The organism is Prevotella aff. ruminicola Tc2-24, from assembly GCF_900110895.1.
In the GTDB taxonomy this organism is placed as follows: domain Bacteria; phylum Bacteroidota; class Bacteroidia; order Bacteroidales; family Bacteroidaceae; genus Prevotella.
Genome location: NZ_FOIQ01000003.1, coordinates 339,664 through 358,294, shown reverse-complemented (window position 1 = coordinate 358,294; position 18,631 = coordinate 339,664). Strand labels below are relative to the sequence as shown.

At 51.5% G+C, this 18,631-nt stretch carries 18 protein-coding genes; 9 read left to right on the top strand and 9 right to left on the bottom strand.

What is annotated here, in order from left to right; all coding sequences use genetic code 11:
- Positions 1-3 precede the first annotated feature (3 nt).
- The 4 genes from rpsD to BMY63_RS07785 all read left to right on the top strand — a co-directional run bounded on the left by rpsD (position 4) and on the right by BMY63_RS07785 (position 3,215).
- Positions 4-612 (top strand): 30S ribosomal protein S4, encoded by a 609-nt coding sequence (rpsD, locus tag BMY63_RS07800; RefSeq protein ID WP_091842887.1) that lies wholly within the window; start codon positions 4-6, stop codon positions 610-612.
- A 14-nt stretch (positions 613-626) separates the two neighbouring features.
- The gene (locus tag BMY63_RS07795) at positions 627-1,619 is read left to right on the top strand and encodes a DNA-directed RNA polymerase subunit alpha (protein ID WP_091902150.1); all 993 of its coding nucleotides are present in this window, start codon (positions 627-629) and stop codon (positions 1,617-1,619) included.
- A gap of 42 nt (positions 1,620-1,661) precedes the next feature.
- Entirely contained in the window at positions 1,662-2,195 is a 534-nt protein-coding gene (gene rplQ / locus BMY63_RS07790) for a 50S ribosomal protein L17 (protein ID WP_091902148.1), read from the top strand.
- Positions 2,196-2,453: 258 nt separating this feature from the next.
- Positions 2,454-3,215: a hypothetical protein gene (locus BMY63_RS07785; protein WP_091915812.1), complete on the top strand. Its 762-nt coding sequence runs from the start codon at positions 2,454-2,456 to the stop codon at positions 3,213-3,215.
- 22 nt (positions 3,216-3,237) lie between these two features.
- On the opposite strand, the gene BMY63_RS07780 is transcribed toward BMY63_RS07785, so the two are convergent.
- The 3 genes from BMY63_RS07780 to BMY63_RS07770 form a co-directional block, all read right to left on the bottom strand.
- Positions 3,238-3,900: a septal ring lytic transglycosylase RlpA family protein gene (locus tag BMY63_RS07780; RefSeq protein ID WP_091902144.1), complete on the bottom strand. Its 663-nt coding sequence runs from the start codon at positions 3,898-3,900 to the stop codon at positions 3,238-3,240.
- Between the two features lie 88 nt (positions 3,901-3,988).
- The gene (gene gdhA / locus BMY63_RS07775) at positions 3,989-5,323 is read right to left on the bottom strand and encodes an NADP-specific glutamate dehydrogenase (protein WP_091902141.1); all 1,335 of its coding nucleotides are present in this window, start codon (positions 5,321-5,323) and stop codon (positions 3,989-3,991) included.
- 113 nt (positions 5,324-5,436) lie between these two features.
- Positions 5,437-6,720, bottom strand: coding sequence for an O-acetylhomoserine aminocarboxypropyltransferase/cysteine synthase family protein (locus BMY63_RS07770; protein ID WP_091902139.1), 1,284 nt, complete (start codon positions 6,718-6,720; stop codon positions 5,437-5,439).
- Positions 6,721-7,129: 409 nt separating this feature from the next.
- Between BMY63_RS07770 and BMY63_RS07765 the strand changes: the two genes are divergently transcribed.
- From BMY63_RS07765 to BMY63_RS07755, 3 genes are read left to right on the top strand one after another with little or no spacing between them, the layout of a single operon-like run.
- Positions 7,130-7,624, top strand: a complete 495-nt coding sequence (locus BMY63_RS07765; RefSeq protein ID WP_091902137.1) for an RNA polymerase sigma factor — start codon at positions 7,130-7,132, stop codon at positions 7,622-7,624.
- Positions 7,621-8,256: a hypothetical protein gene (locus BMY63_RS07760; RefSeq protein WP_091902135.1), complete on the top strand. Its 636-nt coding sequence runs from the start codon at positions 7,621-7,623 to the stop codon at positions 8,254-8,256. The genes BMY63_RS07765 and BMY63_RS07760 overlap by 4 nt, the downstream gene beginning before the upstream one ends.
- Positions 8,246-9,172: a hypothetical protein gene (locus BMY63_RS07755; protein WP_091915810.1), complete on the top strand. Its 927-nt coding sequence runs from the start codon at positions 8,246-8,248 to the stop codon at positions 9,170-9,172. The genes BMY63_RS07760 and BMY63_RS07755 overlap by 11 nt, the downstream gene beginning before the upstream one ends.
- 258 nt (positions 9,173-9,430) lie before the next feature.
- On the opposite strand, the gene BMY63_RS07750 is transcribed toward BMY63_RS07755, so the two are convergent.
- The 6 genes from BMY63_RS07750 to BMY63_RS07725 form a co-directional block, all read right to left on the bottom strand.
- Positions 9,431-11,974 carry a TonB-dependent receptor gene (locus BMY63_RS07750; protein ID WP_218141887.1) on the bottom strand — a complete coding sequence of 848 codons (2,544 nt, stop codon included), beginning with the start codon at positions 11,972-11,974 and terminating at the stop codon, positions 9,431-9,433.
- Positions 11,975-11,982: 8 nt separating this feature from the next.
- Positions 11,983-12,642 carry a DUF4974 domain-containing protein gene (locus BMY63_RS07745; protein ID WP_091915806.1) on the bottom strand — a complete coding sequence of 220 codons (660 nt, stop codon included), beginning with the start codon at positions 12,640-12,642 and terminating at the stop codon, positions 11,983-11,985.
- A gap of 12 nt (positions 12,643-12,654) precedes the next feature.
- Positions 12,655-13,188 carry a sigma-70 family RNA polymerase sigma factor gene (locus BMY63_RS07740; RefSeq protein ID WP_091915804.1) on the bottom strand — a complete coding sequence of 178 codons (534 nt, stop codon included), beginning with the start codon at positions 13,186-13,188 and terminating at the stop codon, positions 12,655-12,657.
- Between the two features lie 121 nt (positions 13,189-13,309).
- On the bottom strand, positions 13,310-15,847 hold the full coding sequence (locus BMY63_RS07735; protein WP_091915802.1) for a TonB dependent receptor: 2,538 nt from the start codon (positions 15,845-15,847) through the stop codon (positions 13,310-13,312).
- Positions 15,848-15,856: 9 nt separating this feature from the next.
- Complete coding sequence (locus BMY63_RS07730; protein ID WP_091902123.1) at positions 15,857-16,444, bottom strand: DUF4974 domain-containing protein; 588 nt, start codon at positions 16,442-16,444, stop codon at positions 15,857-15,859.
- On the bottom strand, positions 16,441-16,962 hold the full coding sequence (locus BMY63_RS07725; protein WP_091915800.1) for a sigma-70 family RNA polymerase sigma factor: 522 nt from the start codon (positions 16,960-16,962) through the stop codon (positions 16,441-16,443). Before BMY63_RS07725 ends, BMY63_RS07730 begins: the two co-directional genes overlap by 4 nt.
- Before the next feature lie 273 nt (positions 16,963-17,235).
- Between BMY63_RS07725 and BMY63_RS07720 the strand changes: the two genes are divergently transcribed.
- Entirely contained in the window at positions 17,236-18,048 is an 813-nt protein-coding gene (locus tag BMY63_RS07720) for a carboxypeptidase-like regulatory domain-containing protein (protein ID WP_177178406.1), read from the top strand.
- Positions 18,049-18,055: 7 nt separating this feature from the next.
- Complete coding sequence (locus tag BMY63_RS07715; protein WP_143065754.1) at positions 18,056-18,628, top strand: hypothetical protein; 573 nt, start codon at positions 18,056-18,058, stop codon at positions 18,626-18,628.
- Positions 18,629-18,631 lie beyond the last annotated feature (3 nt).

The following is an 18,631-nucleotide window of genomic DNA, read 5'->3' as shown; positions in this document are numbered from 1 at the left end:
ATTATGGCAAGATATTTAGGACCGAAATCAAAAATTGCGCGTCGTTTTGGTGAGCCCATCTTCGGCGCAGACAAAGTTTTGTCCCGCAGGAACTTCCCCCCGGGACAGCATGGCAACAACCGTCGTCGTAAGATGTCGGAGTATGCAGTCATGCTGGCAGAGAAGCAGAAGGCCAAGTATACATATGGAGTACTTGAGCGTCAGTTCCGTAATTTGTTTGAGAAGGCAGCCAAGGCTGAGGGTATCACCGGTGAGGTGCTTCTCCAGTTGCTGGAGAGCCGACTCGACAATGTAGTGTTCCGTCTGGGTATTGCTCCTACTCGCGCAGCTGCTCGTCAGCTCGTGGGTCACAAGCACATTACTGTAGATGGCCAGGTAGTTAATATCCCTTCGTATAGTGTGAAGCCCGGTCAGGTCGTCGCTGTTCGTGAGAAGTCAAAGTCTCTCGAGGTGATTGAGGCTGCCCTTGCTGGTTTCAACCATAGCAAGTACCCTTGGATCGAATGGGATGAGAACTCTAAGAGCGGTAAGTTCCTGCACAAGCCGGAGCGTGCCGATATCCCTGAGAGCATTAAGGAACAGTTAATCGTTGAGTTGTACTCTAAGAACTAAAATCATTTAAATTAATGGCGATATTAGCATTTCAAAAACCTGATAAAGTCGTAATGTTGGAGGCCAACGACAAATTCGGCAAGTTCGAGTTTCGTCCTTTGGAGCCTGGCTTCGGTGTAACCATCGGTAACGCCCTGCGCCGCATCCTTCTTTCTTCGCTGGAGGGTTATGCCATCAACACCATCCGTATCGCTGGTGTTGAGCATGAGTTCTCTTCAGTTCCTGGAGTAAAGGAAGATGTTACCAACATTATCTTGAACCTGAAGCAAGTTCGGTTCAAGCAAGTAGTAGAAGAATTCGAGAACGAGAAAGTCAGTATCACGGTCGAGAATTCTACCGAATTCAAAGCCGCAGACATCGGCAAGTATCTGACTGGATTTGAGGTGCTGAATCCCGATTTGGTGATTTGTCATTTAGATTCCAAGGCATCGATGCAGATTGATCTTACAATCAACAAAGGTCGCGGATATGTACCCGCTGATGAGAATCGCGAGTTCTGCACCGACGTGAATGTAATTGCAATCGATTCTATTTACACTCCGATCCGCAACGTCAAGTACGCTGTTGAGCCGTATCGTGTCGAGCAGAAGACCGACTACGACAAGCTCGTGCTTGAAGTGACGACGGACGGTTCCATCCACCCGAAGGATGCACTGAAAGAGGCAGCCAAGATCCTCATCTACCACTTCATGCTGTTCTCCGACGAGAAGATTACGCTCGAGAACAACGACACGGAGGGCAATCAGGAGTTCGATGAGGAGATCCTGCACATGCGCCAGCTGCTCAAGACACGTCTCGTAGACATGAACCTCTCTGTTCGTGCCCTCAACTGCCTCAAGGCAGCCGATGTCGAGACACTTGGCGATCTGGTACAGTACAACAAGACCGACCTCTTGAAGTTCCGTAACTTCGGTAAGAAATCGCTCACTGAGCTTGATGATTTGCTCGAGAGTCTGAATCTGTCGTTTGGAACCGACATTTCAAAGTATAAACTGGACAGGGAGTAATCGTTGAGACTACCGAATGCCCAATAAAAGTAAAGAACAAAAATGAGACATAATAAGAAATTCAACCATCTCGGTCGTACTGCATCTCACCGCAGCGCCATGCTCGCTAACATGGCTGTCTCTCTGATCATGCACAAAAGAATCACTACGACCGTCGCAAAGGCTAAGGCCCTCAAGAAGTATGTGGAGCCCCTGATCACAAAGGCAAAGGAAGACTCCACCAACTCTCGCCGTGTCGTATTCAGCTACCTCCAGAACAAGGAAGCTATCAAGGAACTCTTCGGAGCCGTTTCCCAGAAGGTAGGCGACCGTCCCGGTGGATACACCCGTATCATTAAGCTCGGTACACGTCAGGGCGACGCTGCTCAGGTGTGCTTCATCGAGCTCGTAGACTTCGACGAGGCTATGGCCAAGGAGACCAAGAAGAAGACGACCCGTCGTTCTCGTAAGGCCGCTCCTAAGGCTGAGGCTGCTCCCGCAGAGGCTCCCGCCGCTGAGGAGGCAAAGGCAGAGGCTCCCGTTGAGGAGGCACCTGCTGCTGAGACTCCTGCCGCAGAAGAGGCAAAGGCTGAATAATCTCACACTCTTTATAGAGAAGCCCGCATCCCACAAGGATGCGGGCTTTTTTGTTCCGTGACATATGCTCCTGTTGTCATCCAGACGAGGGCGAGTCGTGATTGTTATTCGCCCTCATGCATCCATATGTCGTATGTGAAGATGAGAGTCAAGAGGCATATGGTAGGGTTTCCCCTATGGTTTTATGGGGAAATTCCCTTTGAACTATTGGTGGGGAATGATTATCTTTGCACCGTGAATTATTAAAATGTATCGGTCATGAGGAAGACATTGGTTTTATCGGTTGGTGCCTTGCTGCTGCTTAGCAGTTGTGGTACTTATACGGCGGAGGGAGCCTATACGGGTGGCACCTTCGGGTCAATCATCGGCTCTGCTATCGGTGGTATCACGGGTGGTCCCCGGGGCAGTGATGTCGGTACGCTGATTGGTATGGCTGGTGGTGCGGCTGTCGGAGCAGTCATCGGTGCGGCTGCCGACGATGCGCAGCAGCGCCGTTATGAGGACTACCGGGCGGCACGTCGTCAGAGATATGAGGAGGCGCGCCCCGACCAGCGTCGCTATGACGATGGTTATACGGATGAGAGTGGCTTCGACAGTACAAACAGCGGGGACGATCGTCTCTATGGGTTTGGCGAGGATCTTAGCAGTACGGTAACGCCCGCGAACACCTCTGTACTGGAGATTCGTCATGCCCGTGTTATCGACAAAAACCGTGACGGTGTGCTGAACCGTGGCGAAGAGGCCATGGTGGTGTTCGAGGTCTTCAACACCTCGTCTGAGACAGTCTACCGAGTACAACCGTCGGTAGCAGAGGTGACAGGCAACCGTCACATACGTATCTCGGAGAACGTGCTTGTTGAGAGTATTCGGCCAGGAAAGGGCATCCGCTATACGGCGGTCCTTAAGGCCGACGACCGTCTGCGCGACGGTGACGCGGTGATACGCGTCGGAGTATTTCAGGGTAACAGAGAAGTGAACTCGCAGACACAGGAGTTCACCATTAAAACAAGCAGGCGATAGAATCCTATTGCCTGCTTGCTTTTTATTTCCTATAGCGTTTCATGTATGCCTTCGAACGGTTGGGCTTGTTGTTGATCTCCTTCAGATCGTCATGGGTGCCGGCCTTGGTGGCGTGTGTCGTCGGATTGTCGTGCTTGACGACCGTCTTCTGTCTGGCATGATTCTCCTGTTTAGCTTGTGATTCTTGTTTAGCCAGGGCCTCTTCTTTGGCCTGCTGGTCACGGCTCTCTTTTAGTAGCATCCAGAGAGGCTTCGTGTCGGCACCTTCGTTGGCGCCCATCTCCATCTCCGGCAGATCGATGTTCTCCTCAGGCTTGAAGGGGATCACAGGAGAACTGTAGCGCTCCACGATGACGGGGGCGATACCTTGGGCAAGGATGCCAATCTCTCTGGCGGCACGTGCTGAGAGGTCGATGATCCTTCCCTTGACATACGGACCGCGGTCGGTCACACGGACGATGACCTGCTTGCCGTTGGCCGGGTTGGTGACCCGTAACAATGTGCCGAAAGGATAGGTGCGGTGGGCACACGTCAGACTGTCATGATGCATCCGTTCACCGTTGGCCGTGCGACGGCCTGTGAACTTCTTAGCATAGAACGAGGCATTACCGCTCTGCGTTTGGGCCTGCAGAGCGGTAAAGCTGAATAGGAATGCGATGAATGCAATATATGGTTTGATATTCATTCAGTTTGATGGCGTCTTTTGTACCTTGGCTTCGCCGAGCTACACAACGCCGTGATTCTGGCGTCTTTTGTACCTTGGCTTCGCCGAGCTACACAACGCCCTGCGCCATCATGGCGTTAGCTACCTTCATGAAGCCGGCGACGTTGGCGCCTTTCACGTAATTGATGTAGCCAGCCTCCTTGCCGTACTTCACGCACTGGTTGTGGATGCTCGACATGATATGATGCAGGCGCTGATCCACCTCCTCACTGCTCCAGGCGAGGCGCATGGAGTTCTGTGTCATCTCCAGACCCGAGGTGGCCACACCACCGGCATTCACAGCCTTGCCAGGGGCAAACAACTGCTTGGCGGCGATGAACTTGTTCACAGCCTCGGCCGTACAGCCCATGTTCGATACCTCAGCCACGCAGAGCGGCTTGTTGGCCAGAATCTGGTCGGCATCACTGCCGTTCAGCTCGTTCTGGGTAGCACAGGGCAGGTAGATATCGGCCTTCTGCTCCCAAGGCTTCTTGCCAGCGAAGAACGTGGCACCGTCGAACTCCTCCTCGTAGGGCTGACACACGTCGTTACCACTGGCTCGAAGCTCAAGCATATACTCGATCTTCTCTGCGTCGAGACCTGCCGGGTCGTAGATATAACCGTCGGGACCGCTGATCGTGATAACCTTCGCACCGAGCTCGGTAGCTTTCTTCGCAGCGCCCCAGGCCACATTGCCGAAACCACTGAGGGCAACGGTCTTACCCTTGATGTCGAGTCCATGCTCTGTGAGCATCTGGTTCACGAAGTACAGGGCTCCGTAGCCGGTCGCCTCCGGGCGAAGGATAGAGCCGCCCCATTCCATGCCCTTACCGGTGAGCACACCTTGGAACTGGTGGGTCAGCTTCTTATACTGGCCGAACAGGTAACCTATCTCACGGGCACCTACGCCGATATCGCCTGCCGGCACGTCCTCGTCGGGACCGATATGACGGTACAACTCGGTCATAAATGCCTGACAGAACTTCATCACTTCATTGTCGCTCTTACCGCGGATACTGAAGTCGGAGCCGCCCTTACCGCCACCCATCGGCAGCGTCGTGAGGGCGTTCTTAAAGGTCTGTTCGAATCCGAGGAACTTCAGGATGCTGAGGTTGACGGATGAGTGGAAGCGCAGACCGCCCTTGTACGGTCCTATGGCGCTGTTGAACTGTACGCGGTAACCGAGGTTCACCTGTATCTCGCCCTTATCATCGACCCAGGGCACACGGAACGTGATGATACGCTCGGGTTCCACGATACGTTCTATAATCTTTGCCTTCTCAAACTCCGGATGTTGGTTATACACATCCTTGATTGATTCCAGCACTTCTCTTACTGCTTGTAAGTACTCTGACTCGCCCGGATGCTTCTGCTCCAAGGCTTGCATGATCTTCTCAACTTCCATAGCGTCAATCGTCTTTAGTTACAAAATGTTATCTTAGATGACGCAAAAATAGGAAAAATATCGATATGCTCCAAGGGAAATACCGAATATTTTTCCTGTTAAGTTACATTTTGTTAAATCTGAGCCAGAGCCTGCTTGATGTCGTCGAGGATGTCTTCCACGTCCTCGATACCCACGGAGAGACGAATCAGATCGGGGGCGACACCAGCCTCGAGCAACTGCTCGTCGCTGAGCTGACGGTGGGTGTGACTGGCGGGATGGAGTACACAGGTACGCGCATCGGCCACGTGGGTCACGATATTGATCATCTTCAGCGAGTCCATCCACTTGACGGCAGTCTCTCGTGTTCCTTTCAGGCCGAAGGCGATAACACCGCATGAGCCGTTGGGCAGGTACTTCTGTCCCAGAGCATAGTGGGGATCATCCTTCAGACCACAGTAGTGTACCCATGCCACCTTCTCGTTGTCGTGCAGGAACTCAGCCACCTTCTGTGCGTTCTTGCAGTGCTGCGCCATACGGAGGTGGAGTGTCTGCAGACCCATGTTCAGCAGGAAAGAGTTTTGCGGAGCGGGAATCGAACCGAGGTCGCGCATCAGCTGGGCTACGAGCTTCGTCATATAACCCATCTTACCGAAGGCCTTTACGTAGGTCAGACCATGGTACGACTCGTCGGGCGTGCAGAGACCGGGGTACTTGTCGGCATGAGCCATCCAGTCGAAGTTACCGCTGTCGACGACGCAACCGCCCACCTGTGTGGCCAGACCGTCCATATACTTCGTGGTGGAGTGGGTGACGATGTCGGCGCCCCACTCAAACGGACGACAGTTCACGGGCGTGGCGAAGGTGTTATCGATAATCAGGGGCACCCCGTTCTTATGGGCAATCCTAGCGAACTTCTCGATGTCGAGCACGGCACAGCCGGGGTTCGAGATGGTCTCGCCGAACAGCGCCTTCGTGTTCGGACGGAAGGCGGCCTGGATCTCCTCCTCACTGGCATCCTGGGAGATGAACGTACAGTCGATGCCGAGCTTCTTCAGCGTCACGCCGAAGAGGTTGTATGTGCCGCCGTAGATCTCATTGGAAGTCACGAAATGGTCGCCGGCCTGACAGATATTGAAGATGGCGTAGAAGTTGGCTGCCTGTCCACTGGAAGTCAGCATGGCACCCACGCCGCCCTCGAGGGTAGCGATCTTAGCGGCCACAGCGTCGTTCGTCGGGTTCTGCAGGCGGGTATAGAAATAGCCCTCTTTCTCCAGATCGAACAACTTCGCCATCTCGTCGGAGTCGTCATACTTGAAGGTGGTCGATTGGATGATGGGAACCTCGATCGGTTCTCCGTTCTTGGCTTTATAGCCTGCCTGCACGCAGAGCGTGCCCTGTCTGAATTTCTTTTCCATAATTGTATGTCGGTTTAGCTTTTTTCAGACGACAAAGGTACGAATAAGTGAGCGAAAAACCAAATTTATTTGGTGTTTTCCGAACGGTAGTACTTTCGAATGAAGTTCAAAGGTACGAATAAGTGAGCGAAAAACCAAATTTATTTGGTGTTTTCCGAACGGTAGTACCAAATTTATTGAACCTTCCTCTATGATGCCCACCATCCCTGTCGCTGTCGGCAGAGAAACATAAAAAAGCTAAAAACCATGGTATAATAAATGGTATAATAGAATGTATTTTGTAATTTTACACCGATAATCCCTCCTAAGTCTATGATAGAGAAGAAAGGGTAGATATGTTAAGGTAAGTTAATTAAAGTTTGGTTTTTATGGACCGGTGTGTCTGGTAAGTGTAAAGCGTAAGTAAAGAATGGAAAGAAGTGCATTCGAACAAGAAGCCCGCTCGTGGCGGCAGAAGGCCCTTGAGGTGAGTCGGCACTATGGGGCGGGCGCAGATGAGGCAGAGGACATCGCACAGGATGTGATGCTCCGTCTGTGGCAGATGCACGACGAACTGGAGCGCTTTCGTTCGACGGAGGCCATAGTGGTCCTGATGGCGAAACACCTGCTAAGGAACCGTCAGCGACGGCGACCGTCGGAAACACTGAACGAGGCCGTCGTGGTAGGCTTCAATACCAGTCCGCACGAGGAACTGGAAACCAAGGAGAACGACGAGTGGCTGACGGCCCGACTCCAACAACTGCCCACCACACAGCGCACCTTACTGTATCTGAGACAGGTGGAGCGTAAGAGTCACGAAGAACTTGCCACGTTGCTGGGCATCGAGATCACCTCAGTCAGTACGCTGCTCGCAAAGGCTCGACGAACAATGTTAGAAGAAATCAAACGGAGGAACCAGATATGATACATTACACGAAGGCATATATCAAGAGTCTGCTGGACAAATATATGGACGGCATGACCACACTGGAAGAGGAGGATATCCTCGTAGGCTACTTCCGGGGCGAAGACATTCCTCAGGAGTGGGAAGACTATCGGCAACTGTTCCTGGAGATCGAACAGACCTCGGCCGTCTCGCCTGAGACGGTGGCACCCCAGTCGAGGGCCAGTCGACGGTGGATAGGCTGGAGCGTGGCAGCTGCCGTCGTGGCAGGCGTGCTCTATCTGGCCATCCCGTCCGAGCAGACCGCCTCGCCTGATAAACAGGTTTTGGTGGCACAGACGGATACGGCGGTGGTATCGCCGATACAGCAAACCGACACGACCTCTCTGCGTCAGGAAGAAGTGCAGCCGATGCAGTCGAAGAAAAAAGGCCTGCGTAAGGTACAGCCTACCATCCACGACTACGACAAGGTCTACACCCAGATGGCTCAGGTTGTCAAGGAGCAACAGGAGGCAGAGCAGCAGTTGACCGAATGCCAGATGGAGGTGATCGAGGCACAGCTTGCCGCCTACGGCTATATCCCAGTAACACAAGAAGATGGTACCATTATATATATTAACGAACAAACAGATTATTACGCATATGAAGAGTAAAGTCATGATCCTCACAGCCATGCTGACGGCACTGCCTTCAGCCATGATGGCGCAGCAGAACATACAAAAGGCTTTTGATGCACTGCTGAACGAAGAGAAGGTTGAAATCAAGACACAGCACAGTCTGGAAGTCGATTCTGAAACGGGAAGGAAGATCGAACAGGCCGATGTCTATGACTTCACAGTATCCACTGCTACCGGTCTCGGCCGTATCAATGATGTCCGGAAGGCTTTTGAGAAAGACAAGGATTCGGCATATCATGTCAGGTCTGGTAGTAAAGTCGGCGATAATTATACTGCCTTGGCAGTTGGCGAAGGTGGCCAGCCTGTGGCTATCGGAGCGATTGACGGCTCAGAGTTTATCTATGCCTGCTTCCTCGACAAGGACGATCCCGAGAAGAAGCATCGCTATGCCTATGCCCTGGAATGGGCGGAGAAAGGCGAGAGAACGCAAGTCCGCCTGGCCATCACATATGCGCTCTCCCAGCAGAGCCGTGCTCACAGGATCAGCAAGATCATCGTCAATGGCAAAGAGATTAATGTGGACGACCCGAGACTCTTGTTTGAGCGCCGACTACGTTCCGTTCTGACAGCAACACCCCCATCGGATTCGATCACCTCTGCTCCCGTAGATCGCAGTATCGACGTTGGTAATGTGGGTAACCCCTTCGACGTCGTCTTCGGAGACTGGTTGAGTAATTTCAATAACTATAAGAACCTTTTCCTGAAGAATCCCGAAGGGACAGCGGCAAACGTTTATGCATCACGTATCTACAATCTCTGCAAGAAAGCAGACGAACTGGACGATGCGGAGAAGGAACTGGTCATCAAAGAGATCCGGAAACTGACAAACAAAACCAAGGATGATTTCGTCCAGCAGTTGTTTGAGATGAGCATCGAACGACTCAAGAAGTAACCTACATAGCATCGATAACGATGATGTAGTAGGGGGTATCAAGAGAAAGAGATAATCTTCTTAACAGTAAAACAACTTGTTTTACCTTGAAAGAGATAGCTTCTTTGTTGGTAAAAGACTATCTTAACGAAGGTAAAACAAGTTGTTTTACTATTTAAGGCCTGGTCTCTTCGTCGTTACCGGCGCCGGTCTTTTCGTGTTCCGGATGGCTGGTATCAAGACGATGTCGCAGGGTTATCATATGGCGGTGCCCTTCGGTTAGAAGGCACCCGTATCGGTATCCTTGTTCTGCAGCTTGCGGTTCAGCTTCAGGTTCTTACCGCTGGAGAAGTCGTAACTGAAGCCAATGACAAACATCGACTTGTTGTCGTTGATCCATGTCTTGCTGGTACTTTGCAGGATGCTTGTTGGCAGACTGTTGGAAGAGTACCGTGAACGGCTGAGGAACCAGAGGTCGGTGGCATAGATCCGCCAGCCTTTCTTCTGCCAGAACACGGTGAGGTCAGACACATTCTCTCCCGCGTCAAGGGTTGAGCCCCACAGTTGCTTCGACACAATCTTGCCGCTATAGCTGGCTCCCCAACAGCCTTTCCTGAATCTGATGCTATAGTAGAATGGCGCATACGTATGGTGATACTGTCCGATGATCGGGCTGCTCACGGTCTGGTATACGACGTCGTTTTGCAGATAGATAGTCAGCAGGTCGTTCTTGAAGGGCTTGATGTTCAGGCGGGCGAATCCACCTGCGTCCGACGAATAGTTGGCATTCTCCATCATTCCAACAATGTATTTCTCTCCATTGATCTCCTGCTCCGTATAGTATTTGTTGATGGGCGAGTCACTATAATTATAGCCCAAACCTATTGTGGCATTCAGCCAACTGAGGTTCCATCGGAGGTATAGTGCCGACGAGTAGTTGTTGTAGCTCTTCAGCGATGGATTGCCCACATTCATGACACCGGGGATGAACAGGCTCGCATTGTTGCTGAGTTGGGAGATGGTCGGTATTGATGACCATGATGTGGTTTCCCACTGAAGACTCATCTTCTTTGAGAGGTTGGTGCTCAGGATGAGTTTCGGCGTAAAGAGCCAGTGGGAGTCGTGGGCATCGTCATTGTCCTGTGTCACCTGCGTGGCACCGGCTCCGATGCGATACATCAGCTTCTTCCATGTGCCGCTATACTCTGCATACATATAGTGCTGATAGCTGGCCGAGGCGTAGTCATAGTCCTCATAGTCGGACAGAACGTTACTGATGGTGGCCTTCGAACGACCAAAGCTTCCGCGATAACCGAGGCTGAGGCTTCCCTGTTCCCACTTCTTGGTGTAGGCCAGCTCACCGATGAAGGAGTATTTCTTGTTCTTCTGGTTTACCTTGTCAGAAAGTAGGCTGCTGTTGTCGCTGAGGTCGATCTCCTCCTTCTCATCCTTAGACTTACCGTGATAATAGGTGCCTAGCAGGTCGATGGCGAGTTCCTGATTCTTGGGAAGGGTCTTCTGAAGATAGACATTCAGACTGGGACCGAATGTGTTTCTCTTGCCATTGAACGTTCCTTCGCCTTTCGTTCTGGTGCTGGCAGAAAGGATCTCGATGTCTTTAGTACCATGATCGTGATATGTATTGAAGTACGGGGTGGCCGTTATCTGCACGGCTATATCGTCGGGCTTGTTGTAAGTGTACTTGATGACAGGGTTGTTATCTCTATAGCCGAACTTATCGCGCGAAAGACTCTCATAGTGGGTCTGCTCTCCGTTGAGGAGATAGTCGCACGTCCGCTCGCCGAATCGTTTGGTGTATTCCCTGAGACTGAACCAGTAGGAGAGTGATAACTGGTGGTTACCTGATGTGAGGTTGAGGTACGCCTCGTCGTCGGTGAAGCCTGTCGTGAAGGCCGCCCTACTATCAATACCTGCATTCACACCATTATCCAGTTTCTTTGTGATGACATTGATGAGCGTGCCGGCGTCGGCATAGCGGGCGGGGGGGATATTGTAGTATTCCACCTTGGCGATCTTGTTGGCTGGGATGCCTATGAGGTCGATATCCGAGGCGCTGATGCCGTTGAGCAGAATCTTCACGTTGCCGCCGTCGATACGCTTGATCTTATTACTGAGGGGGTCGATCCTCAGGTCTTCCACATGCTCCAACAGGTCGTGTACATGGCGGGCCTGTCTGATCTGCTCATGGGAGAACGTATGGACGGACTTGTCGACATAGTTCATGATATGTGTGCCTTCGACGGTGACCCCTTTGATGGTGTACTGGGCCGGTAGTAGTTGGATCGTACCGAGGTCACCCACCTCGCAGTTGCGCCAGGCGGTCTTGTAACCCACGAAGGAGCATTTGACAACGACACGGTAGGCCTCGGTGGGAATGACGAAGTCGCCGTTCTCGTTGGTCACGCCGCCACCGATAAGGGCGGAGTCGGCGGGATTGAGCAGAGAGACGTTGGCATAGGATAGCGGTTGTCCGCCCTCGTCGACAAGGTGTCCTTTCAGGTGACGTTCTGTCTTGTGGGTACACTCCACGAATATCTTGGCGCCGTCTTTGACAATGCGAACGGGGTAGAAGCCCACGACCCTCATCAGTGCCTCTTCAAGGCTGAGGCGCTCGAAGTGGCAGGTGACGGTGAAGTCCTCGAGGTCGTTATAGACGAATGATATCTCGTATTGCCCTGTGGCTGCGTTGATGTCTTCGAGGACACGACTCAGTGACTCTCTCTGATAGCTACGTGTTATCTTCTGGGCATGGATGGTGCCGACTGCTATGCACAGTGACAGCAGGAAAAAGATCTTTCTCATCATGGTTGTCATGGCTTTACAATCAGTTTGTCGTCTTCAATGGCGAGGTTCACATGGTCGAAGTGGTTCAGGTCGCTGACAATCTCCTCGAGGTTGTCCTTACGGTTCCACTTGTAGAATATCCGCAGCTCGTGTGCCTGGGTGTTCTGGATATCGACCTCCTTCTTGTAATAGGCGCCCAACTCGTTGACAATCTCGTCGAGGGATGTATCCTCGAAGATACGGGTCTGCGAGATACTGTCGGTAACCTCTTCCGAGTGCTCCATAGAGGTGGAGCTTGTCGTGACGACGGTCTGCTGTCTCTCCTCTTCTGTGGATGTCGTGCGCTGACCGGTGCTCCATAGATGAATGGCGGCATAGGCGATGCCTGAGAGCATCAGCAGCCCGATGAAGATGGCCGCGATCTTCTTGGTAGAACTGAAGAGTTGGCGAATCTTCGTATTAGAGTCCTGGGGGCTCAACTTTCCTTCGAGTCTAGCCCATTCCTCTTCCTTCAGACCGTCGGCCAGTTTCTTTCTGGCATCTTCCATCTCAAAGGCATCTGCACTGAGACGCATGGCGTCGTAGAGTTCCTGGCATTCCTCGTCGCTGAGTAACTCGCGGAGTTCCTCGTCGCTATACAATTCCGGATGTTCCATCATCCTTAGAAGTTTTTCTGTTTTATCCATCGCTATTAGGGATTAAAGTGTTGTGACTTGGCAAAAATGCTGTTTGATCTTTTTTAGTGCCTGGGCGAGGTGCTTGTAGACAGCCACCTCACTGATCTGCAGCTCCGAAGCAATCTCCGTATACTTCTTCCGTTGCTGATAGCGCAACCGGAACACGTGGAGGGTCTGCGGAGTGAATGTCTGTTCGCTGTAGCGGAGCACTTCTGTCAGATGATCGGTCTGTGCCTCGATGGGTATCATCTCGATGCCGTCATCCAGTTGCAGAAGTTTCCTGGCGCGCAGTCTTACCTGTTTGGCACGGATGACCTTCAGGCATCGGTTCCGCACACAGGTCAGCAGGTAGCTCTTGGCAGTCTTGGGACGCAGGTCGATGCCGTCCGTCTCCGGGACCTGCCCAGCAGTCTGCATCCGCTCGGCAATCTGGGCGAACACGTCGCTCACTACGTCGCGACTCTCCTCGTCATCGTGCAGCATGACCCGTGCCAGCAGATACATCCTGTCGTAATGCTCCATGAAGAGCGCTTTCAAATCGTCCTTGCTTGTCATGTAATGGGTTTCTTTTATCCCTAATATCCCTTGAGGTGGTTTTTACTAACCCCTTGGAGAAACAAATTGTTGCAAAGATATAAAAAATCCCCGAATCGGGAAAGATTCGAGGATTGGATTTTTATAGACGGTCGCGTTCGCTCTGACCAGCGTGGCTACCCTTGTAGCGACTTCTTGTGGCATTGAATTTCCATGAGACATCGATGCCGACGCGGCGGGTGTCATCGTACTCTCGGAAATGGGTGCGTATGTTAATGCCGCCGTAGGCTGTCATCTCTTTGTACTGCGTGTGCAGGATGTCATTGGCGGTGACGGCCACACTGAGACTCTTGTCCTTCAGGAACTGCTTGCTCAGACGTAGATTCAGGAAACCTGTACTCTCGATCTGTGAGCAGCCCGACTTCCGATATGGTGTGACACAGCCTTGGATATTCAGTGCCCATGATTTCGGGAGCATGAGTGAGTTGTCGAGCACGAAGTCCGTGCAAAGACCGTTCCAGTCGTGGGTGATACCCATCGGTCTCAGGTCCTCATCGTCGAAGTACAAGCTTGCGGTGTAGTTCATCTGCCAGAAGCCGATCTTGGGCGAGAAGTTCAAGTTGACCCCATAGACCTGTCGCTTAGGAGAGTTGCGATAATCCATCATCATCACACCGGGATGGTTCGTGTCGTCGTAAGCATATTGGAATGATCGTATGGCATGTTTCAAATGCTGATAGAAGGCTTCGACGTAGATCCATTTCCATTGCGAGGTCCATGACAGCTGACGGCTGGTGGTCGGTTTCAGCAGTGGGTTACCCATGTCGTATTCGTACTTGCTGCGATAGTGTATGTCTGACGACATCAGCTGATACTGCGGATTGACACGTGAAGTGAAGAATGCCAGTTTATGCTTCCATCTCTGTGTCTGATAGGTCACCGATGCGCGGGGGATGAGGATGTGGTAGTCCGGACTCATCTCATCGTTGCGCTGCCCATCGACGTCATAGTTGTTTAGCTCATTTTGCCAGCGCAAGCCTGCGTTGATACTGAACTTGCCCAGCGTGATGGAATAGTCGGCGAACAGCGACCAGGTGGTGGTCTGCTGACGGATATGGTTGTCCTCCGCATAGCCACTCTGTGTGAAGTCGGAGGTACGGTCCACGCCAGAGACCTCCTCTCCGAATGTCAGGCTCCCTTTGGGTACCGGTGCCTTGATGACCAGCTTCTCTGCCACCAGTTTGTTCATGGCGTCGCTACGGCTGCTGATGATCGGTTCGCCTACTGTTCCGCCTTCCATCTCCGAGACGGACGGGGCCCTGTAATAGTCGGCATTGAAGTCAATGCCCCACTGGCCGATCCTTCCCGCATAGTAGGCGTTGATGCTGTGGCTTACCAGAGGCTTGCGGGTGGTGTTCGTCTCACTGTGTCCGCCATCGACAAGTTGTCCGTCGCGATAGGTCTTCTCGTCGCTGGCGCGAAGGTCGGGCTTATTGCCTAGATAACTGAATGGCGTGTAGCTGATACCGACGGAGTGACGGTCGTTGATGTCCCAGTTCCAGCCGAAGCTGCCAAAGAAATAGTTAAAGTGGTAGAAGACTTCATTATCGCGGTGATAGTCCCAGATGCTCGAGGCCTGCAGTTGGTCGTCGGCAGTGGCACAGAGAAACTGGTTGAGATGGCTGATGTTTACCCCGCCGAAGAAGTCCATGCCGTTCCTGGTGCGGTAGTTCAGCGAGATGCTCCCGTCGGCCTGCTCTCCCTTTCCCTGATGATAGCCGGCGCTGAAGTTACCGCTCCATCCCTCACCAGTGCGCCTGATGGTCTTCAACTTAATGACCGATGTAACCTCCGCACCGTATTCCGATCCGGGATTGGTGATGATCTCTGCTGTCAGAATCTCGTTAGAGCGCAGACGCTCAAGTTCTGCCTCGTCGCGTACCTTTTTATTGTTGATGTAGATGACGGGTTTCCCATGGCCGGCTATGGTGCCGTTGCTCATCATCAGTGGCAGATGAGTGATCATCTCCGAGGCGGAACCGAACAGCTCCAGTGCAGTACCCTGTACGTTTGCTATCAGGTTGTTGCCTGAGGTGTACACGATGCGCTTGGATCCCTTCACCTCTACGCCTCTTACCATGTATTGGTCTGGAAGCATACGAACCTTGCCGATATGACAAACATCATATGGTTGTTCGATGGTCTTGTAACCAATACAGCTGATACGGGCAACGACGCGCTTCAGAGTACAGGGGATAACGAAGTCGCCTGCCTCGTTACTCACACCACCTGTCAGGAACATCGAGTCGCTTAGCGACAGCAGTGCGACACTGGCGTAGGGTATAGGCTGTCCTTTCTCGTCTACGACACGTCCAGAAAGTTTCGTATCGGCTTTCTGGGTGCATTCGATATAGATGTCCTGTTCGTCGAAGGTCAGATGCATAGGATAGAACCCGCAGACCTGGCGCACGGCATCGCGCACTGTGGTATTCTTCAGTGAGGTGGTTACGGTGAAGTCCTCGAGCTCGTCGAAGATGAAATTCAACTTGTAGTTGTCTTGAGCGTTGTCAATCCATATAAGTGCCTCACTGAGCGAGGTGTTCTGGAAGTTGTGCGTCAGTCGCTGTGCCTTCGCGCTCATGACGACAAGGCACAATAAGAGTATATAAAGTCGTTGCATAGTGGTATTCTATTCGATGGTGATAGTATCCTCGTTGAGTGTCAAGGTGACTTTCTCAAAGTGGTTGATCTTTTTAATGATATCCTGCAGGGTGTCGTCTGCTTCCCATTGCAGATAGAAACGAATGGTACGGGCGGCTTCATTCTTGAATTCCACCTTGACGTCGTATCCGTCGGCGATATACTGCATGATCTGACCCAGTTCCACATTATTATATATGACAGGTGTCTTCTGTGTCGGAGCAATGGTACCACCATATACCTTTTCGATCTTCTTCACGTCGGGCTTGCGTTCTGTGATGGCTGTCTGTGGCTTGGAGTCGATGGTTCTGACGATATGAATGGCGGCATAGGTGATGCCTGAGAGCATCAGCAGTCCGATGAAGATGGCCGCGATCTTCTTGGTGGGGGTGAATAGTCGGAGGGTAGGAGAGCTGAAGGGACTTCTTTCCTCTTCCTTTATTCTTCCTGTAAGTCTTTGCCATTCCTTGTTGGTGTCAGGAATGTCAACTCTGGTCTCATCCAGCATCTGGGCGAGTTGTTCGTCTGTATACTTCTCGGGGTGCAGGAGCATCCGCAGTTGTTCTTCTTCTTTCATGCTTCCTTGTTTTTAAAGGTTGAACGTAACTTCCTCATTCCTTGCACAATGTGCTTGTTGATGGCAGAGAGGCTGACGCCGAGAGACTGGGAAATCTCCTTGTACGACTGCTCCTCGTAGTAGCGCATCTGGATGATGCGACTGGTCTGAGGGGTCAGCTGTTCGTCGATGTAGGTCTTGATGACCTCGACGAGCTCGTCATCGTGGCTGCCCTCATCGACGGTCTCGGGAGTCAGCAGTTGCATGGCCTTCTGTTCTGTCTGACGGTGTGCAATGATGTTGAGGCAGCGATTTCGGACGCAAGTAAGCAGGAACGCGGTGATGGACTCCTTACGCAGTGGACTGGTACCTGTCCATAGCTGGACGAAGACGTCCTGTACGACATCTTTCGCCTCGTCTTCGTTGTCCAATAGGATGTGAGCTGCTCGGTACATCCTGTCGTACTCCGAATAGAAGAGTTGCTCAAACTGTTGTTCTCGCCTTGCGGGCGACCAAAGGTCGACTGTCTTTTCTTGCATCTTTTTCGTCGCTTTTTTATCTTATATACAGACGAGTGGGGGAAATCATCACCCCCTTATGACGGATTATGATGCAAAAATACAAAAAAAGATAGAATAACGCCTGTGGTTAGATAAAATTCGTTATTGTTTGATAATTTTTTATTACCCTTTAAAAGGTTAATTATGTTAGATTTTATGGCAAGATGTTAAAAAAGAACTGCAGATTAGAACGAAGACGTTATCTTTGCGGTCGAATTAAACTATAACAGACTTTATATGAGAAAATTAGGCATGAGAAAATTAGGTGTACTGTTCCTGACGGTTGTCATGCAGACGGTATGTCTTGCTCAGACTACTGTCAAGGGACATGTAGTGAATGAACGGGGGGAGAGCATCGAGTATGTTAGTATCGGCTTTGAGGAGGATAGCGTGGGTACGATCTCAGATGCCAAAGGATATTTTACGCTGCAGATCCCCAAGGGTAGGACCAAAGATCTGTCGTTTAGTCATGTGTCTTACCAGACGACAGATGTCCCCTATCAGGAGTATGCCGGTGGTAAGGAATTGACAGTTGTGCTGAAAGACAGAGTCGTGGAGCTGACCGAGGTGGTCATCGGGAAGAAGAACAAGCCTAAGACCATCGTGGGCAAGGGTCTTCCTGCTCCTGGGGTCCTTGGCATCTCAGGGCGAGGCATGGCAGACGGTCCAGAGGGCGGTCCCACCTTCTCTTGTAGTAAGAGCTATGTAATTAGCGACATCCTGGTAAATGTCTCTGGCTTAAGCTACAAACAGTGCACGCTGAGTGTCAACATCTATGAGAGAAAAGACGGACAGCTCGTGAATATTCATCAGAAGCCAATCTATGAGATTATCAGGCAAGAGGCAGGGGCACACACTTTGGATATCCGACCAGAAGAAAATATTGTGTTGAAACCCAAGACCGACTATTATCTCAGTATTGCAGTTGTGGATAGCGACGGAGAAGGATATCTGTATATGAAAGGTTACTTGAAGAACGGCCTTTATCGTAATGCCGTTAAGGGAAAGACCAAGAAACTCCCCATCTGTCCGGCCATTCAGATCAAGGGCTACGAAGTAGAATAATTGTTGTATGGCATTTGTATCAATGTTGGCGCGTCCTTTATATGTGATGTTCCTCTTTGTGTTGGCGCATAAAGTGATGGCTCAGCGCCAGCTGGTCGTGGCGAACATGGAGTCGCATGTTCCTGTCCGTGACATCAAAATCTATACCGACAATCAACAAGAGACAAAAAGCCGTTGGGATGGCACGTTCACGCTTCGTGATGGTTACAAGCGGATCACGTTTGTCCATCCAGACTACGTGAAACGCTATGTGCTCACATCGGAGTTGAAGAGCGATACCATCTTCCTTATTCCGAATGTCAATGCTTTGAAAGAGGTAGTCATCTACGGGCACCGTCGGTTTGACGAGCGGATGTCTAGTATGATGACACCTTCACCGCAGCAGCTAGAGCGTGACAAGTTGCCGAAGTTTGTACCGCAGGGCATCAATCCTGTCGCTCTTATAGGCTTTCTTTATGATGTTACTCTTCGTAAATCTGTTGAGGAACGAGCTCGTAGGAAACGAGCCTTGAAGGAGGTTCGTAGGCAGGAACAGTTGCTTCAAGAGAAGTGGGACTCACTTGGCATAGCCAGTAAATAAGGA

What these genes read in the sequence shown, in the direction of transcription:
- rpsD (WP_091842887.1), top strand. Translation starts at nt 4, where the DNA reads ATGGCAAGATATTTAGGACCGAAATCAAAAATTGCGCGTCGTTTTGGT.
- BMY63_RS07795 (WP_091902150.1), top strand. Translation starts at nt 627, where the DNA reads ATGGCGATATTAGCATTTCAAAAACCTGATAAAGTCGTAATGTTGGAG.
- rplQ (WP_091902148.1), top strand. Translation starts at nt 1,662, where the DNA reads ATGAGACATAATAAGAAATTCAACCATCTCGGTCGTACTGCATCTCAC.
- BMY63_RS07785 (WP_091915812.1), top strand. Translation starts at nt 2,454, where the DNA reads ATGAGGAAGACATTGGTTTTATCGGTTGGTGCCTTGCTGCTGCTTAGC.
- BMY63_RS07780 (WP_091902144.1), bottom strand. Translation starts at nt 3,900, where the DNA reads ATGAATATCAAACCATATATTGCATTCATCGCATTCCTATTCAGCTTT.
- gdhA (WP_091902141.1), bottom strand. Translation starts at nt 5,323, where the DNA reads ATGGAAGTTGAGAAGATCATGCAAGCCTTGGAGCAGAAGCATCCGGGC.
- BMY63_RS07770 (WP_091902139.1), bottom strand. Translation starts at nt 6,720, where the DNA reads ATGGAAAAGAAATTCAGACAGGGCACGCTCTGCGTGCAGGCAGGCTAT.
- BMY63_RS07765 (WP_091902137.1), top strand. Translation starts at nt 7,130, where the DNA reads ATGGAAAGAAGTGCATTCGAACAAGAAGCCCGCTCGTGGCGGCAGAAG.
- BMY63_RS07760 (WP_091902135.1), top strand. Translation starts at nt 7,621, where the DNA reads ATGATACATTACACGAAGGCATATATCAAGAGTCTGCTGGACAAATAT.
- BMY63_RS07755 (WP_091915810.1), top strand. Translation starts at nt 8,246, where the DNA reads ATGAAGAGTAAAGTCATGATCCTCACAGCCATGCTGACGGCACTGCCT.
- BMY63_RS07750 (WP_218141887.1), bottom strand. Translation starts at nt 11,974, where the DNA reads ATGAGAAAGATCTTTTTCCTGCTGTCACTGTGCATAGCAGTCGGCACC.
- BMY63_RS07745 (WP_091915806.1), bottom strand. Translation starts at nt 12,642, where the DNA reads ATGGATAAAACAGAAAAACTTCTAAGGATGATGGAACATCCGGAATTG.
- BMY63_RS07740 (WP_091915804.1), bottom strand. Translation starts at nt 13,188, where the DNA reads ATGACAAGCAAGGACGATTTGAAAGCGCTCTTCATGGAGCATTACGAC.
- BMY63_RS07735 (WP_091915802.1), bottom strand. Translation starts at nt 15,847, where the DNA reads ATGCAACGACTTTATATACTCTTATTGTGCCTTGTCGTCATGAGCGCG.
- BMY63_RS07730 (WP_091902123.1), bottom strand. Translation starts at nt 16,444, where the DNA reads ATGAAAGAAGAAGAACAACTGCGGATGCTCCTGCACCCCGAGAAGTAT.
- BMY63_RS07725 (WP_091915800.1), bottom strand. Translation starts at nt 16,962, where the DNA reads ATGCAAGAAAAGACAGTCGACCTTTGGTCGCCCGCAAGGCGAGAACAA.
- BMY63_RS07720 (WP_177178406.1), top strand. Translation starts at nt 17,236, where the DNA reads ATGAGAAAATTAGGTGTACTGTTCCTGACGGTTGTCATGCAGACGGTA.
- BMY63_RS07715 (WP_143065754.1), top strand. Translation starts at nt 18,056, where the DNA reads ATGGCATTTGTATCAATGTTGGCGCGTCCTTTATATGTGATGTTCCTC.